This is a genomic window from Kineococcus gurbantunggutensis, from assembly GCF_050871925.1.
Classification (GTDB): Bacteria; Actinomycetota; Actinomycetes; order Actinomycetales; family Kineococcaceae; genus Kineococcus.
Genome location: NZ_JBJLSG010000003.1, coordinates 64,169 through 79,701, shown reverse-complemented (window position 1 = coordinate 79,701; position 15,533 = coordinate 64,169). Strand labels below are relative to the sequence as shown.

The following is a 15,533-nucleotide window of genomic DNA, read 5'->3' as shown; positions in this document are numbered from 1 at the left end:
CCAGCCTGGTGAGCGCCTCCTGCGGCAGCGGCTGAGCGCGCAGGGAGGTCCGCAGCGCGTGCACGTAGGCGATCTGGGCGTGCACCACCTCCGCGGAGGTGGCGGGGTCGTCGATGAGCACCACCGCCTGACGGGCCAGGCTGCGCGAGGAGTTGACCACCTGCCCCCACAGCGTGCGCGCCTCCCACCAGCGGTTGTAGGCGGCGTTGACCGCGAACCCCACGAACAGCGCGATGGCGCTGCCGAAGAGGGTGAAGGGGAAGTTGGCCGTCTCGAACCACCCCGGGCGCTGGAAGTACACCACCGTCACCAGCACGTCCCACAGCACCAGCACCGTGCTGCTCCACAACAGGGGCCCCCAGGCGCCGATCAGCCTGCGCCGCGGTGAAGTGATCAACGTTCTCCCAGGTGTGCTGCACGAACCGGTGTGCGTGGCGGGTAAGGGTGGCGGGCGAGGGGTCCAGCCGCGCGGCCCGGGCCGGCGGCGCTTCAGCATCATCTGGCGCTCGCCGGGTCCGCAACTCCAAAGGGGCACGAAGAGGCGACTCACCGCTGTGACGGCTCTTCGGAGTCGTGGGCCTTTGCCGGTAGCGCTCGAGCGCCACCGACGAGGACCCACCGTGGGCTTCTACAGCTGGAGCACCGGTTCAGCTGGGCGGTGTGAGCAACCGGCTGAGCCCTTTGCGTGCAGGAGGTCGGTGCCCTACCGCGCGTGCTTGGCGGCGTACATGCGGGTGTTCGCACGGTGCAGCAGCGCACGGAAGCCGTCGGCGTCGTCGTGGGGGAAGAGGGCGAGCCCGACGCTGACGCTGACGCTGGCGCTGGCCTGGCCCAGCTGGTACGGCTGGGCGATCACCTCGCGCAGCTGCTGGGCCACGCGCTGCGCGTGCACGCCGGCGTCCTCGCGCCCCAGCCCGCTGAGGGTGACCAGGAACTCATCGCCCCCCAGGCGCGCGGCCAGGTCGCCGCGGCGCAGGCGGGACTTGATGCGCTTGGCGACCTGCACGAGCAGCTCGTCCCCGGCGGCGTGACCGAGGTCGTCGTTGACGGCCTTGAAGCCGTTGAGGTCCATGAACAGCAGCGCCAGCGCCGTCTCGTTGCTCTTGGCCTCCCACAGCTGCACTTCCACGCGTTCTTCGAAGCGGCGCCGGTTGACCAGGCCGGTCAGGGAGTCGGTGTAGGCGAGCTCTTCGATGCGGGCCAGGTAGGAGCGGGCCCGGTCGCGCTCTTGCACCAGGGCGCGTTCGGCCTGCACCTGGGCGCTGACGTCGTTCTGCACCCCGATGTACTGCACCACGCGGCCCTCGGCGTCGAGCACGGGGGCCATGTAGATCTCGTTCCACCACGGCGTGCGCTGCGGGCCGCGGTAGTTCAGCAGCGTCTCGCGGACCTCGCGCCCCTCGACGATCGCGGCCCGCAGGCGGCTGATCGCCTCCTGGTCGGTGTCGGGTCCTTGCAGGAAGCGGCAGTTTCGCCCGATCAGCTCCTCGAAGCGGTAACCGGCCAGCTGCTCGAAGGCGCGGTTGACGTAGACCAGCGGCTGGTCGGGCTGGTGCATGTCGGCGATGGTGATGCCGCTGGTGGACGCGGCCAGCGCGCGGTGCAGCAAGGGGTCGGAGGCGGGGCCGGCCTGCAGCGCAGCAGCGGGGACTCCGGCCCCGGGCAGCAGGGCCGGCGGGGCCGGCGCGGCGGGGACGGCGCCGCTCGCGCGCGCGGTGGCCGCGGTGTCCTCGGTGCGAGCACCGCCAGAGGTCGGGGCGGTGTCGATGGCGGTGTCGATGGCCGGTGCCACGCGCGAGAGCAGGCTGTGCGCGGCGGCGATGACGGTGCCACGGCGGTAGGTCAAGGCGTACTCGAACATCCGCTCCATCTCCGGGCCGTCATCGCCCAGGTCGCGGGCCAGCAGAGCGGCGCTGAAGTGGGGGCTGACCACCACCACGTCCCACTCCCCGCGCACGGGGTCATCCGGCGCCAGCGCCGCTCCGCGCACCCCGGGCACCGGCTGCACGGGCAGGTCCTCGCCCAGCGCGCAGACGAAGCCGGTGCGGGCCACCAGGTCGCGGTAGCGAAGCGCGGTGGCGGGGGTGAAGTGGCGCGCCTCCTGGAACGTGGAAGCCACCACGCAGGTCTCGCCCAGGCGCATCGCCTGCCGCTCCAGCTGCTTGCTCAGCTCCACCAGCAACCGCTTGGGCGAGCGGCGCAGCACGGTGCCCGCGGGCAGGCACGCGAACGGCGAGGACGCTGCGCCGGCAGCGGGCGCGGTGGGCGCGACGGGCAGGTGCAGCTGTCCTGCGGGGTAGCGCGTGGCGGGCCCGGCAGCGGGGCGGGCGAAGAGCCAGCCCTGTCCCAGGCCGGCTCCCAGCGCACGCGCCACCGTCAGGTGCTGCGCGGTCTCGATGCCCTCGGCGAGCAGCAGGGCACCGGTGCGCTCGGCGTAGTCGTTGACCGCGTTCATGATCTCGGCGATCACGGGGGAGGGCCGCTCCTGCACCAGGCGCAGGTCCAGCTTGACCACGTCCGGGCGCAGCAGCGGCATGAACGCCAGCGAGGCGGCCTCGGCGCCGACGTCGTCCAGCGCCACGCCCCAGCCCAGAGCGCGCACCCGCTCCACGGTGCGCAGCAGCTCCGCCGGGCGCGCTGCCAGGGCGCGCTCGGTGATCTCCAGCACGACCTTCAGCTCACCGGGAGCCGCTTCGGCCAGCGCCAGCAGGTCGTCCACGGGAGCGGTGTCGAGCACCTCCGGCTCGACGTTGACGAACAGCGTCAACGGCGCCAGCAGGCCCTGGGCGATGGCGCCGCGGAAGGCCGCCGCCCGGCACTCGCGGTCCAGCTCGGCCAGCAGCCCGGCGCTGCGGGCGGCGGCGAACAAGGCGTCGGGAGTGGCCAGGGGGCCCTGCGGGCCGCGGGCCAGGGCCTCGTAGGCGACCACGGCGCCGCTGTCGAGGTCGATGATCGGCTGGAAGACGCTGTGCACCGAGCCGGCGTCGATGACCTGCGCGACCAGGGCGTCGGCGAGAGGGCCGGCGGTGGGGTCCTCGAGGCTCACCCGTGCTCCTTCGGCGTGCTGGCTGCCGGGCCGCTGGCCCGCTGACCTGCACTGGCTGGTGCGGGCCTTTCCCCATCGGCCGTGCGGTGCCCGTCCTGAAGCAGGTCCCGTGCACAGTGGGCGATGTCACACCCCGTGGGCGGTGTCGGCCGTGCCCAGGCTGGAGGTGCCGTGGTTCAGGTGCGATGGCCGGTAGCCGAGACCATCCTGGTCATGACCAGTCTGATCATGACCAGTCTGATCATGACCAGTCTGATCATGACCCGGTCAACCGGTTCATGATCGTCCTGCTCAAACGCAGCGGGTCCTGCTCACGCGCGGCGATCGAAGTGACCGGCGCGGTGTGGACGCCAGCGCTGATCAGCACCGCTCGACGGTTGGACGTCCAACTGAAGGACTGGCAGACAGGCGTCTGACAGGCGCACGCTCTTCAGGTCCCCGCGGTGGTGCCGATGAGGCACCTGAGCACCGGTGCGGTGGCGAAGGCGGCGAGGGGGCGGCGTGTTCGGAGCGAAGAAGCGAAAGGCGCAGGAGCAGGGCGAGGAGGTCAGCGCCTACCGCGCCGACATCGAAGCCGTCACCGCAGTGGTCGAGGCGCTGGCACGGGCCAGCACGCCGCAGCAGGCCGTGGACACCGCCCTGAGCGTGATCACAGACCGCTTCGGGTGGGCGTACGGCTCGTACTGGCAGCTGGACCGCTCCGCGCAGGTCCTGCGCTTCGCCCAGGAGAGCGGTGATGCCGGGCAGGAGTTCCGCGAGGTCACCCTGCAGGCCTCCTTCGCCGAGGGGGTGGGCCTGTCCGGGCGGGCGTGGAAGTCGCGCGATGTCGTCTTCGTCGCCGACCTGGCGGAGCTGACCGACTGCGTGCGCGCTCCGGCCGCCGCCCGCGCCGGGGTGCGCAGCGGGGTCTGCTTGCCGATCCTGGAAGGCGGACGGGTCGTGGGCACGATGGACTTCTTCACCACCCACACGCTGTGCCTGAGCCAGGACCGCCTCTCCGTGCTGCGCGCGGTGGGGGTGCTGGTCTCCAGCGCGCTGGAGCGCCTGAACGACGCGGTGCGCCAGACCAAGGCCGCCCAGGACGTCGAGGCGGTCTCCACCGTCATCCGCGAGCTGACCGCCGCCACCAGCGAGCAGCAGGCGCTGCGGGTGGCGCTGGAGACGATCCGGCGCGAGTTCGACTGGCAGTACGGATCCTTCTGGCGCCTGGACGAGGAAGCGCAGGTGCTGCGCTTCGCGCAGGAGTCCGGCGACGCCGGTGCGGAGTTCCGGCAGGTGACCCTGGCCGCCTCGTTCGCCAGGGGGGTGGGGCTGTCCGGGCGCGCCTGGGCCCGCGGGGACCTGGTGTTCGTGGAGGACCTGGGGGAGGTGACCGACTGCGTGCGCGCCCCGGTGGCCCAGCGCGCCGGGGTGAAGTCAGGGGTGTGCCTGCCGATCACGGTGGGCGGGCGCTTCATCGGCACCATGGACTTCTTCGCCACCCGCACCCTGATCATGTACGCGGGTCGCGAGAGCGCGCTGCGCGACACCGCCTTCCTCGTCGGGCAGGCGCTGGAGCGCTTCGCCTCCCTGGAGCGCCTGCAGGCCGCGGGGCAGGAGCTGATCACCAGCATCGGTGAGGTCGAGCGCAACGTGCTGTCCGCCACGACGGTCGCCGCGCGCAGCGAGGAGCTGGCCGCCGCGGCCAACGCCCAGGTCGCGGCCCTGGGCGAGGCCAGCGTGGAGATCAACCAGGTGGTGCGCACCATCCAGTCCATCGCCGCGCAGACGAACCTGCTGGCGCTGAACGCCACCATCGAGGCCGCGCGCGCCGGTGAGGCCGGCAAGGGCTTCGCCGTGGTGGCCGGTGAGGTCAAGGAGCTCTCCGGCGAGACCGAGCGCGCCACCGCCGACGTGAGCACCAGGGTCGAGACGATCCAGGAGCGGGTCGATGCCGTCACCTCCTCGCTGGGCGAGATCCACAGCGCGGTGGAGGAGATCAACCAGACGCAAAACCTGATCAGCGGGGTCTTGACCGAACAGCTGACCGTCACCCGAGCCATCCTCGGCTGACCCTCGCACGGCACGGCGCCTGCAGGTGCTCGGTCTGCAGGTGCTCGGCGTACAGGCACCGTTCGTCGAAGGGCCGGACCGGCCGGGCGGCAGGGGAGGGCGCTGGTCGGTGCGGTGCGGTGCGGTGCGGTGCGGTGAGGTGCGGTGCTGGTCGGTGCGGCGCTGGGCGACGGGGCCCGGTCTGCCGCTGAGCAGCGATCACCCGATCGCCGCCTTGAGCGGCGCCGCTGAAAGGTCGATGCCTGAGGACAACGAGCAGCGAACGACCGTGCTGGTGGTGACGGGACGGGCCAGCGCGGTCAAGAGAGGCATCCGGTGCGGACAGTGGTGCTGACAGTGGTGCCGACAGTCATGCGGGCGGTGGTCTGGGCAGTGCTCCTGGCAGTGGTGCGGGCAGCGCTGACAGGATCGCTCCTGCGCAGCAGGTGGACAGGGCGGGTGCTGCACGATCGGGGCGGAACGGCATGACGTCTGCGGGAGGGCAGCGGCAGGGCGCTCAGCGCGGTGACGGCGGCGCCAGCAGTGCTCAGAGCGCCAGCAGTGCCAGCAGTGCCAGCAGCGCCCCGAGCGCTTGGAGCAGCAGGGCGCTGCTGCGGCTGGTGGGCGCAGCCGTGCTGGTCGCTGCACTGGCGGGCGGCATCTGGTGGCTGCTACTGCCCACCGGGGCGCTGCTGGCACCGCTGTGGACCCAGGTGGTGGGCTGGCCGCTGGCGGTCGTGGTCCGTGCCGAGCCGGTGCAGCGCCTCCTGGGCGGTGGACGGCTGGAGAACCGGGTGTGGCTGCGCCCCCTCGTGGGGTCCGTGATCTTCGCGTTGATCATCGCGCCGACGGGGATGTCCTTCCTCTTCCCGCTCTTCGCCACCCTGGTGGCCAGCGTGCACCTGCACTGGAGCGGCTCGCGCGCTTGGCGCGCCGGCGTGGTGCTCACGGTGCTGATGACGCTGCTCGTGCAGGTCGGTGTGCACCTGGGTGTGTGGGCCAGCGCGGTGCCCTTGGCGTTGAGCGACGTGGCCACGGTCACCGCCGTGGTGGCCTCGCTGTCCACGACGGTGAACATCGCCCTGCTCGCCGCGCGCCGTGAGGAGGTCGCCAGCGCCTTGGCGGCCGAGCGCGCCGCTGGTGAGGTCCAGCGCCGCGCTCGGCACGCGGAGCTGGTGCACGCGGCCACCCACGATGCGCTGACCGGTCAGCTCAACCGTGCCGGGATGCGCCAGCGCCTGGAGCAGGCGCTGCGCCGGGCCGCTCCCGGCGCTGGTGCCGGGGTGGTCTTCATCGACCTGGACGGTTTCAAGCCGGTCAACGACCGGTACGGGCACGCGGCCGGTGATCACCTGCTGCAGCTGGCTGCGCAGCGCCTGGCCGCTGTGGTACGCCCTGACGACGGGGTGGCGCGGGTGGGTGGTGATGAGTTCGTCGCGGTCCTGCCGGCCGTCTCGGCCCCGCAGGTGCTGGCGGCGGTGGCCGCCAGGGCCGATGCCGCGCTGCGCGCGCCCTTCGACCCGCAGGGCACCGTGGTGCGGATCTCGGCGAGCACCGGTACCGCGTTGACCTACCGGGCCGGGGTGTCGGTGGACGAGCTGCTGCACCAGGCGGACACGACCATGTACGCGGTCAAGACCGGTCGGCAGGACCGCCGTCAAGACCGGTGAGACCAGCGGTCCGGGTCAGCAGGATGGGTCAGCAGGACGGGTCAGCAGGACGGATCAGCAGGACGGATCAGCAGGATGGGTCAGCAGGATGGGTCAGCAGGCCGGGTCAGCAGGACGAAAGCTGCAGGGGCACGGTGGAGCGGCACGGGCGGCAACAGCGGTAGGGGTGCCTTCAGCGAGGAGCGGGATCGGTGCAGGGTTCTGCTCGGCGTGGCCGGTGCCGGTGCCGGTGCCTGTGCCGGTGTCGTCGTCGGTGTCGTCGCCGGTGTTACCGGATCGTGCGGCAGACCCAGGTGGCGGAGGCCGATGGTGCTGCAGCGGACGTTCTGCTGCACGTGCCGGCGCGGTGCCGCCGCCCCTTGGGGCGATGAGCAGCGGGCTACCACGACGGCCTGGTGCCGAGGATCACAGCCGTGGGCGCAGGAGGGGCGTCAAGGGTTTAGGTCGGGGTGCCGAGGCTGTGACGAGTGGGCGGGCGAGCAAGCGCTGCGCCCGGACCTGCGCGAAGGATCGGATCATGAGCAACGTCGATGCCACCCTCAAGGCCGCTCTGGAGATCGACGGGGCCACAGCTGCTGCCCTGGTGGACTACGACAGCGGCATGTGCCTGGGGCAGGCCGGCGGTGGCACGCTGGACCTGGACGTCGCTGCCGCCGGCAACACCGACGTGGTGCGCGCGCAGCTGCGCACCCTGCAGCGCCTGGGCCTGCCGGAGGGCGTCGAGGACATCCTGATCACTCTGGGCAGCCAGATCCACCTGATCCGCCTGATCCAGTCGCCCTCCGGGCAGGGGCTGTTCCTGTACGTGGTGCTGAACAAGGACCGCTCGAACCTGGCGATGGCCCGACGGCAGCTGACGAGCCTCGAGCGCGACCTGCGGATCTGAGCACGAGCGCCTACCGGCCGCTCACCTTCGGCAAGGGTGAGCCGTTGCGTGCGCGCGAGCGGGCACTGCGTGGCGGTGCTGGGTCCCTGGCCCTTGGCGCCTGCAGCTACTGCCGCAGTCGGCGGGCACGGCACTCCACGTTCTCGGGCCTGCTCGGTTCGGTCTGACAGTTCATTTCACTTTGACTTGCGGGGCTGCTGAGGTTCTCGCAGCCTGGATGCATGACCGAGGAGGTCCTGCCCGAGCGGGTCGTGGAGCTGGTGCCGGACAAGCTGTGGCAGCAGGTGCAGCCGCTGCTGCCCCAGCGCCCGCCGCGCCGGCACCGCTACCCGGGTCGGTTGCCGCGTGATGATCGCGCCGCGCTGGCCGGCATCGTGCACGTGCTGATCACCGGCTGCGCGTGGGGGCAGGTTCCCACCGAGCAGTTCGATTGCTCGGGGGTGACGTGCTGGCGCCGGCTGCGGGACTGGACCGAGGCCGGGGTGTGGCCGCGCCTGCACCAGGTGCTGCTGGAGGAGCTGCGCGCGGCGGGCAAGCTGGACCTGGAAACGGCGGTGGTGGACGGCTCGCACGTGCGTGCGCTCAAAGGGGGGCTCACACCGGTCCTTCACCGGTAGACCGCTCCCGCAAGGGGTCCAAGCACCACCTGCTCACCGATGCCGGTGGCGTCCCGCTGGTCGTGACCTTGACCGGCGGCAACCGCCACGATGTGACCCAGCTGCTGCCGCTCATCGACGCCTTCCCGATCGTGCGTGGTGTCCGCGGTCGTCCTCGCCTGCGCCCTCGCTACCTGTTCGCCGACCGCGGCTACGACTACGGCGTCTACCGCCGCGCCCTGCGCCAGCGCGGCATCGTGCCGCGCATCGCCCGCAGGGGCGTCGGGCACGGCTCGGGTCTGGGGCGCACCCGTTGGGTGGTGGAGCGCACCTTCGCTTGGCTGCACCAGTTCAAGCGGTTGCGCATTCGCTACGAGGTCAGAGCTGACCTGCACCTGGGATTGCTGCAGTTGGCGTGCGCGCTGATCTGTTACCGCAAGCTACCGCCGTCATAGTGAAACGAGTTGTGAACCACCTGCGGCTGGTTCAAGCCTGCTCGGGCGCTGCCGGGTCGGCTCGCGCGGTGAGCAGGCCGGCGCGCTGGGCGATCAGCAGCGCCTCGGTGCGGCTGGACGCGCCCAGGCGCTGGTAGGTGCGCGCCAGCAGGCGGTACGTCTCCCGCTCGGAGTAGCCGCTGCGTACGGCCACCTCGGACACCGAGGCGCCGTCGGAGAGCTGACGCAGCCAGGTGCGCTCGGCAGTGCTCAGCTGGGGGGTGGGCACGGCGGCAGCAGCCAGCTGCGCGCCCAGGGCGCGGGCCACGGCGGCGGGCAGGACGGTGAAGCCGCGCGCGGCGGCGTCGATGACGGCGATCAGCTCGGCCAGCGGGGCAGCGGTGCGGGCGATGCCGTGCGCGCCGGCGCGCAGGGCGCTGAGGTAGGCGCTGGGCTGGGCGGCGCGGTCGGGTTCGTCGAGCAGGACCACCAGCACCGCGCCGGCCTGGTGCAGGTGGGAGTGCGGGTGCTGGCTGTGGTGGCGCTGGATCAGCAGCGCGCAGGCGCGCGCGCTGCGCAGGTCGGTGAGCACCACCCGGGCGGTGCTGCGGGGGCCGGGTGCGCCCGCGCTGTCAGCGGTGCCGGGGGTGCCCGGGTGGGCATCCGGGTGGCTGCCCGGGTGGCTGTTCAGGTGGGTGGGCAGTTCGGCCGGGTCCTGCGCGCGCTGGACGTGCATGCCGTGCTCGTGCGCGGCGGCGGTGATGCCGTGGGTGAGCATCGGTGGCAGGGCGCACACCAGCACCGAGACCCCTCGCGCGGATCGGCGCGCGGGCGTGGCCGGATCGGGTGCGGGCGTTGTCGCTGGCTGAGCGGGCGCTGTTGCACCGGGAACTGCTGCACCGGGTGCTGGATGACCGGGAACTGCCGCGCCGGACACTGGATCACACAACGCTGCCGTCCGAGGTGGCCACCGGATCGGCCACCGGATCGGCCACCGGATCGGCGAACGGGTGCACCAGCTGCGCGGACACCGGACCCCCTGGCTGCCGTGCGCGGGATCAGCGCAGCCGGACGAGGTCGTGCCCGAGCCCCGTGGGTGCAGCCGGCCGCCCCATCGCGCTGCGCAGCCCCCCGCGACCGTGACGGAGCAGTCACCATCAATCACCCGTACGGCGGTTGTCAATCTCCTTGCGTGATCAATCACCTACGTCGTGTCAGCGCCCTTGGGGTGCTCGGGTGCGCGGTCCAGAGGAGCGTCGGTGCTGGGAGCGTGTTGCCTGGGGCTGCACCGGTTCACGTCGACGGTCGGTGCTGCCCCGCAACGGATGTCAGGCGGCGAGTCGCTGCTGCCGGCGCCGTGGCTCCGGTGGTCCGTGCAGAATCATCGCGTTGCGTGAACAATTGCAAACACAGAGTGTGGCAGCTTTCTGCCAAGCGCCCGGTGAGCGCGTGCTGTTCTCGTGTCCTCACGCCCCCGTGCCGGGGCGGTGCGGCCGGGGCGGTGCGGCCGAGGCGGTGCGGCCGGGCCCGGGGAGGGAGGGGACTCACCCCGGACCCGGCGCCGGCCACTCTGCCCGCGGTGGACCCTGCTGCGAAGAGGGAGCGGTGCAGATGGCAGGTCCGTGCACGACGTGCTTCGCCGGCGGGTGAGAGCTGGTGCACGGGGTGCAAAGCGCAAGGCGCCTGTGGTCCTCGGGTGCCCGTGGCTGGCGACACGGCGCGTGAGCAGGTGGCGGGCGCGGGTGGGAGTGCGGGTGCTCGCCGGTGCGGGTGCTCGTCGGTGCGGGCGCCGACGGCCCCGGCCCTCGACACGCCCGGGAGCCTCGCCAGGGTCTGGGCTTCGCAGGCCTGTAAGCCTCGAAAGGTTCTGTGCCGTTCGGCGCGTCCCGCGGGCGTGCACTTCTCGGCGTGGGCGTGGGCGTGGGTGTGGGCGTGGGCGTGGTGAGAGCGCTCGGCGCTCGCGGGTGTTGGTCGGCCGCGGTTCCGGGCAGGCGGGCGCCCTGCCCTCTCACCCCTGCCCAGCCGATCCAGCTCAGCTCAGGTCGCTTCTGCCTGCCCGGCCGGCGTGCTTGCTGCGGTACATCGCGGCATCGGCCTCGTGCCAGGCCGCTGCGAGGTCGCCACCGGATCGGCGCACCCCCAGCCCGGCGGAGGCGGCGATGCCGGCCGCGGCCAGCCCGGCGCGCAGGCGCGCCAGCTCCGCGCGCCCGCCGCGCTCGTCGCAGGCGATCAGCAGCACGGCGAACTCGTCCCCGCCCAGGCGCGCGATGAGGTCCCCGGCGCGGGCGTGCTCGCGCAGCTGGCGCGCGCACGCGCGCAGCAGCGCATCACCGGCGGCGTGCCCGCGGGTGTCGTTGACCTGCTTGAGCCCGTCCAGGTCGAGCACCACCACGCACGCGGGCTGCCCGTAGCGCTGGCAGCGCGCCTCCTCGCGCGTGAGGGACTGGTCCCACACCCGGCGGTTGGCCAGGTCCGTCAGGGCATCGACGCCGGCGGCGATCTGCGCGCGCTCGGTGCGCCGCTGCTGCTGGTGCGCCTGCAGCTCCAGGACCAGCACGGTGGCCAGCAGGCGTGCGCTCAGGTGCAGCTGGGGGTGCAGGTGCTGCAGCGCCGGTGGCTGCGCGCGGCCGTCCACGCCGCGCACGGTGCCCAGCAGTTCCCCCCGAACACCGCGCAGGGGCGCACCGGCGTAGGCGTGCACACCGGCTCGCGGACCGTCGGCGGCCTGGGCGTAGGCGCCCACCTGCGCGGTGTTCGGGGCGATGGAGGGTCCGCCCCCGGCCACCATCGCCTGGCACAGGGAGGACTGCCACGCCCGGGCCTGCCCGGGAGCGGCGTTCAAGGGGCCCCGGTGGCCGTGGGTGAGCAGCACGAGCTGCTCGTCGCCGACCACGCGGGTGATCATCCACAGCTGCAGGCCGCTGTCGGCGTGCAGCCGGGCCAGCGTGGCGCGCGCGGCGCTGAGGAAGTCCGGAAACGCGATGCCGTCACCACTGGCGGTATCGCGCTCTGCGGTGTTGTGCCCTGTACTTACGGCTTCCGTGCTGCCGGTACCGCTGTCGCTGGCGCTGCCGTCGCTGCTGTCACCGCCGCCGGTGGTACTGGCGCTCGCGGGGTGTCGGGGGTATCGGGGGTGGGGCTGCTCGTCCATGATCGCCCTTGGCTCGAAGCTGGTTCGAGCGTACTCAACCAGCGATGTCCTCCAGGTACTAGGCACACCTCCTGACGGGGTGCCGCCCACCGCCACCCACCGCCACCCACCGCCACCCATCGCCGCGAGCAGCGTCGGCACTGACCACCGCAGCTCGAGATTTGCCTGCGGCATTACGCGTGCCCGGCGTGCGCAGCGGCTCCCACTTGGGCACACCGCGCGCTAGCATCGCCGCCGTGCACAGCCCCTGCCCGTGCGCGATGAGGTGGCACGGGCGCCGTGCGGGAGCCGCGGCTGTTCTCCGGCGCACCAGGCACCGCCCTGGTGAGTGCGATCTGCTGAGCGGGCAGCGCCGAGCGCTGTCGGCACCTGCCGCAGCACGCACTGCGCTACCCACGCAGATGGGTGGAGCTACTGAGCAGATGCCGCTAGCGCGCGCCGCCACGCGAGTGGCTGCTGTTGCAGCGCTTGGCGGCCACGGGCAGGGGATGTCTGCACCGATCGGGTCACGGTGAGGACCACCGCAGCGCTGCACGGCGTCCTGGCGCTGGCCGAGGCCGGCTCGGAGCAGGCGGTCCTCGAGGTCCTGGTGGACCTGGCGGTGCGGCTGTGCGGCGCCGAGCACGGCGTGGCGCTGCTGCTGGGAGCGGAGGCGAGCGTGACGGCGCTGGCGCACGTGGGCATGCCCGGCGGTCACACCGAGAAGATGCCGCACCTGCCGCGCCCGATCGGCCTGATCGGGCACGTCCTGGGCGGTCGTACCGTGCGCACCGAGGACCTGCGCGCGCACCCGGCCGCGGTGGGCACCCCGTTCGGGCACTTCGCGATGAAGGCGCTGCTGGGGGTGCCGATCAGCGCGCGCGGACGGGTGCTGGGCGGGCTGTGGCTGACCAAGGGCCCGCAGGAGCCGGCGTTCAGCGCCGAGGACGAAGAACGCGCCGAGGCGCTCGCCCGGCACGCGGCGCTGGTGGTGGCCGCCTTGCGCCGGCGCGAGGCGGACCAGGCCCTGCTGGCCCACCTGGGCCAGCCCCACCCGCCGGGGCAGGAGAGCGCACACGCGCCCGGCGCCTCTGCGGCCGTGCGGCAGCTGGTCCACCGCGCCCGGCAGGTGGTCGGCGCCGAGGTCGTCTTCCTCGGCCGCATCCAGGGCGGGGAGCAGGTCTACACCGTCGTGGACAGCGCGACCGGCGCCCCGCTCTTGGCCCCGGTGACCGGCGCGCGAGGCGGCGCGAGCGACGTCGCCCACGCAGCCCGTGAGGTAGCAGGTGCTCCCGGCGTCCCACCCGGTACCGAGGTGCCGCGCATCCGCGAGGGCGCGAGCACCGATGCCGAGCAGAGCTACTGCTCCCGGCTGCTCAGCGGGCAGCTGCCGGCGGTGGTGCCCGACACCGCGGTGCACCCGCTGACCTCCACGCTGGCGATCACCACCGAGGCCGGCATCGGCGCCTACTGCGGGGTGCCCGTGCTGCTGCCGGACGGCACCGCGTGGGGCACCTTGTGCGGCGTGAACGGCCGGGCCGGCCAGGCCTGGAGCGCCCCGCAGGTCCAGGCCCTGCGCACCATCGCCACGCTGATCGGCCGCTCGGTGCACGACAGCCAGGCGCTGGCCGCGCAGCGCTCCGGTGAACTGAGCGCCTTCCAGGACCTGATCGACGGCAGTCGCCGGCGCACGGTGGTCCAGCCCATCATCGAGCTGAGCAGCGGTGCCACCTGCGGGTTCGAGGCCCTGTCGCGCTTCAGCGAGAGCACCGGGGCGTCCTACCGCCCCGACCTGGCCTTTGCCGACGCCGCCCGGCTGGGCGTGGTGCTGGCGCTGGAGCACGCGGCGCTGCTCTCGGCGCTGGCGCTGGTGCCGACCCTGCCCGCTGACACGTACCTGTCGGTCAACCTCTCCCCGCGCACCATCGTGCACCCGGGCACCTACGACCTCTTCCGCGGCCACCGCCTGGAGCGGGTGGTGGTGGAGATGACCGAGCACGAGCAGGTCCAGGACTACCCCGCGGTGCTCAACGCCCTGCAGGCGCTGCGCTCGCGCGGTGCCCGCCTGGCCATCGACGACACCGGCGCGGGCTTCGCCGGCTTGCAGCACCTGGCGCGCCTGCGCCCGGACATCGTCAAGCTGGACGTGTCCTTCGTGCGCGGCATCGACCGCGACGCCTCGCTGCGGGCGGTGGCGCGGGCGGTGGCCTCCTTCGCCGCGGAGGTGGGTGCCGCCCTGGTGGCCGAGGGCATCGAGACGGCGGCGGAGCTGGCGCAATTGCGCGCCCTGGGTGCCACCCACGGGCAGGGGTACCTGCTGGGTCGCCCGGTGGCGCCCGGTGCCGTGTTCGGCACCAGCAGCGCGAGCAGCGCGGCACGCGCATCCGGCCGTTGAGGTGAGCGCCCGCCGAACCGCCCGCGCGGTGGTCCGCGCAGGTTCCCCGGCTCCTCTGTGCGGCAGTCCCCCTGAGGGACTGCGGCAGGACGCTGCTGTTGGGGTGCGCGTGGCGCAGTGTGTGCACCGCACCGCTGCTGCGTCTTCGCTCTGAAACCCGCTGGCTGAGCACGGCACGGCACGGCCCGGCACTTGAGCAAAGTGCCGACGGGCCAGCACTGCTCGAGGAGCGCTTCACGGCCCGGGGACTGATCACCAGCGCAAGGGTGCGCCTGAGCTCATGCCCCCACCGTCCACAGCGCCGATGATCAGCACGCGACGCACGTGCACCCTCTCCGGTGCCGCCACCGTCTTCGCGGTCGGTCCCTCGCCCTGCCTCAACGCTCGCTGGACGACCTCGGCGTCCAGCTCGGTGGTAGGGGCGGGTGATCGCGGCGGCGGTGGATGACCTCCTGGCCTGAGAAGGCTTCGAGTGCAGTGAGGTCCTGAATCGCCCCGGCTTCAGTGGTGGGGCGGGTGGTGGACATCGCCTCCTGGCGCGGGGCGGTGGTGATGCTGAACACCTGGTACGCCGGGTGCGCTCCGTGCCAGGCCGAGGCGCCGGTGCTGTAGAGGGTGGCTGAGCGCTACGCCGCCACCGCCGGCATCCCTGGCACTGCCGGCGCCACCGCCCCCGCCGGGTCGGCCGATGCGCAGGTGGAGGTGCAGCCCGGTGAAGGGACCGGTGGGCGCCTGGGTGTGCAGGTGGTGGGGGTGAACGTGCGTCAGGACTCCGCGGCGCGGGTGCGCGCCTTCCAGGAGCGCTACGGGCTCAGCTACCCCAGCATCGACGATGCGGACGGGTCGGTGCTGCTGGGCCTGCGCGGGGTGGTGCCGGCCGCGACCCCGACCACGCTGGTGCTGGACGTGCAGGGGCGGGTGGCGGCCGGCGTGGCCGGGGAGGTGGACGCCTCCACCTTGGAGGGGCTGGTCGAGGACGTGCTGGCCGAGAGCGTGCCGACCGGGAGCACGGCGGGTGCGGTGGTGTCCTCGCCCGTAGCGGTGCCCTCGCCGGGTGCGGGCGGGTAGAGCAGCGGGCAGGGGCGGCGCGCGGTGGCCCGAGCGCGCAGCGCCAGCTCGCGCGCAGGGCGCGTCGGGCGCGCGGGAACAGGCTTTCGTCGTGCCGCTGGCCCAGGTGCAGCGCCAGGTGCTCGGGGCTGATTGTGAGCGGGCAGGCCATGGGAGCTGGTGCGCGTTGCGGTGGCGGACCGGTGTCGCTGGATTCTGCGGCAGACCCGTAGTTCCGGCGGCCGCACGGTGCGGGAGCGTCGCTGCCGGTGCGGCGGGGGCTGCCACCGCCGCAGGC

The 15,533-nt window shown here is 73.1% G+C and carries 11 protein-coding genes; 7 read left to right on the top strand and 4 right to left on the bottom strand.

Features of this window, described 5'->3' with window-relative positions; all coding sequences use genetic code 11:
- Together ACRYR7_RS00985 and ACRYR7_RS00980 are read right to left on the bottom strand one after the other, a co-directional pair.
- The coding region (locus tag ACRYR7_RS00985) for a bestrophin family protein (RefSeq protein ID WP_432570196.1) at positions 1 to 334 on the bottom strand (334 nt) is incomplete at its 3' end.
- Positions 335 to 703: 369 nt separating this feature from the next.
- A complete protein-coding gene (locus ACRYR7_RS00980) occupies positions 704 to 3,046 on the bottom strand; it encodes a diguanylate cyclase domain-containing protein (RefSeq protein WP_432570195.1) in 2,343 nt (780 codons plus the stop codon).
- Positions 3,047 to 3,231: 185 nt separating this feature from the next.
- Between ACRYR7_RS00980 and ACRYR7_RS00975 the strand changes: the two genes are divergently transcribed.
- The 5 genes from ACRYR7_RS00975 (at position 3,232) to ACRYR7_RS00955 (ending at position 8,684) form a co-directional block, all read left to right on the top strand.
- Positions 3,232 to 3,462, top strand: a complete 231-nt coding sequence (locus tag ACRYR7_RS00975) for a hypothetical protein (RefSeq protein ID WP_432570194.1) — start codon at positions 3,232 to 3,234, stop codon at positions 3,460 to 3,462.
- Between the two features lie 85 nt (positions 3,463 to 3,547).
- On the top strand, positions 3,548 to 5,098 hold the full coding sequence (locus ACRYR7_RS00970; protein WP_432570193.1) for a GAF domain-containing protein: 1,551 nt from the start codon (positions 3,548 to 3,550) through the stop codon (positions 5,096 to 5,098).
- A 611-nt stretch (positions 5,099 to 5,709) separates the two neighbouring features.
- Positions 5,710 to 6,747: a diguanylate cyclase domain-containing protein gene (locus ACRYR7_RS00965; RefSeq protein ID WP_432570192.1), complete on the top strand. Its 1,038-nt coding sequence runs from the start codon at positions 5,710 to 5,712 to the stop codon at positions 6,745 to 6,747.
- Positions 6,748 to 7,264: 517 nt separating this feature from the next.
- Positions 7,265 to 7,633: a hypothetical protein gene (locus ACRYR7_RS00960; protein ID WP_432570191.1), complete on the top strand. Its 369-nt coding sequence runs from the start codon at positions 7,265 to 7,267 to the stop codon at positions 7,631 to 7,633.
- A gap of 221 nt (positions 7,634 to 7,854) precedes the next feature.
- Positions 7,855 to 8,684 (top strand): IS5 family transposase gene (locus ACRYR7_RS00955; protein WP_432570190.1). Its coding sequence is split into 2 segments (ribosomal slippage): positions 7,855 to 8,218 and positions 8,218 to 8,684, totalling 831 coding nucleotides; the frame shifts between segments, so codons are not numbered across the junction.
- Positions 8,685 to 8,715: 31 nt separating this feature from the next.
- On the opposite strand, the gene ACRYR7_RS00950 is transcribed toward ACRYR7_RS00955, so the two are convergent.
- Both ACRYR7_RS00950 and ACRYR7_RS00945 read right to left on the bottom strand, forming a co-directional pair.
- A complete protein-coding gene (locus tag ACRYR7_RS00950) occupies positions 8,716 to 9,441 on the bottom strand; it encodes a helix-turn-helix transcriptional regulator (RefSeq protein ID WP_432570189.1) in 726 nt (241 codons plus the stop codon).
- A gap of 1,254 nt (positions 9,442 to 10,695) precedes the next feature.
- Positions 10,696 to 11,814, bottom strand: a complete 1,119-nt coding sequence (locus ACRYR7_RS00945; protein WP_432570188.1) for a GGDEF domain-containing protein — start codon at positions 11,812 to 11,814, stop codon at positions 10,696 to 10,698.
- A gap of 511 nt (positions 11,815 to 12,325) precedes the next feature.
- Here ACRYR7_RS00945 and ACRYR7_RS00940 point away from each other — a divergent pair.
- Complete coding sequence (locus tag ACRYR7_RS00940; RefSeq protein WP_432570187.1) at positions 12,326 to 14,188, top strand: EAL domain-containing protein; 1,863 nt, start codon at positions 12,326 to 12,328, stop codon at positions 14,186 to 14,188.
- Positions 14,189 to 14,803: 615 nt separating this feature from the next.
- Entirely contained in the window at positions 14,804 to 15,256 is a 453-nt protein-coding gene (locus tag ACRYR7_RS00935; protein ID WP_432570186.1) for a TlpA family protein disulfide reductase, read from the top strand.
- Positions 15,257 to 15,533: the final 277 nt, after the last annotated feature.

Bases quoted from the DNA above. Each gene is read 5' to 3' on its own strand.
- ACRYR7_RS00975 (WP_432570194.1), top strand. From the start codon at position 3,232: ATGGCCGGTAGCCGAGACCATCCTGGTCATGACCAGTCTGATCATGAC.
- ACRYR7_RS00960 (WP_432570191.1), top strand. From the start codon at position 7,265: ATGAGCAACGTCGATGCCACCCTCAAGGCCGCTCTGGAGATCGACGGG.
- ACRYR7_RS00945 (WP_432570188.1), bottom strand. From the start codon at position 11,814: ATGGACGAGCAGCCCCACCCCCGATACCCCCGACACCCCGCGAGCGCC.
- ACRYR7_RS00950 (WP_432570189.1), bottom strand. From the start codon at position 9,441: ATGCTCACCCACGGCATCACCGCCGCCGCGCACGAGCACGGCATGCAC.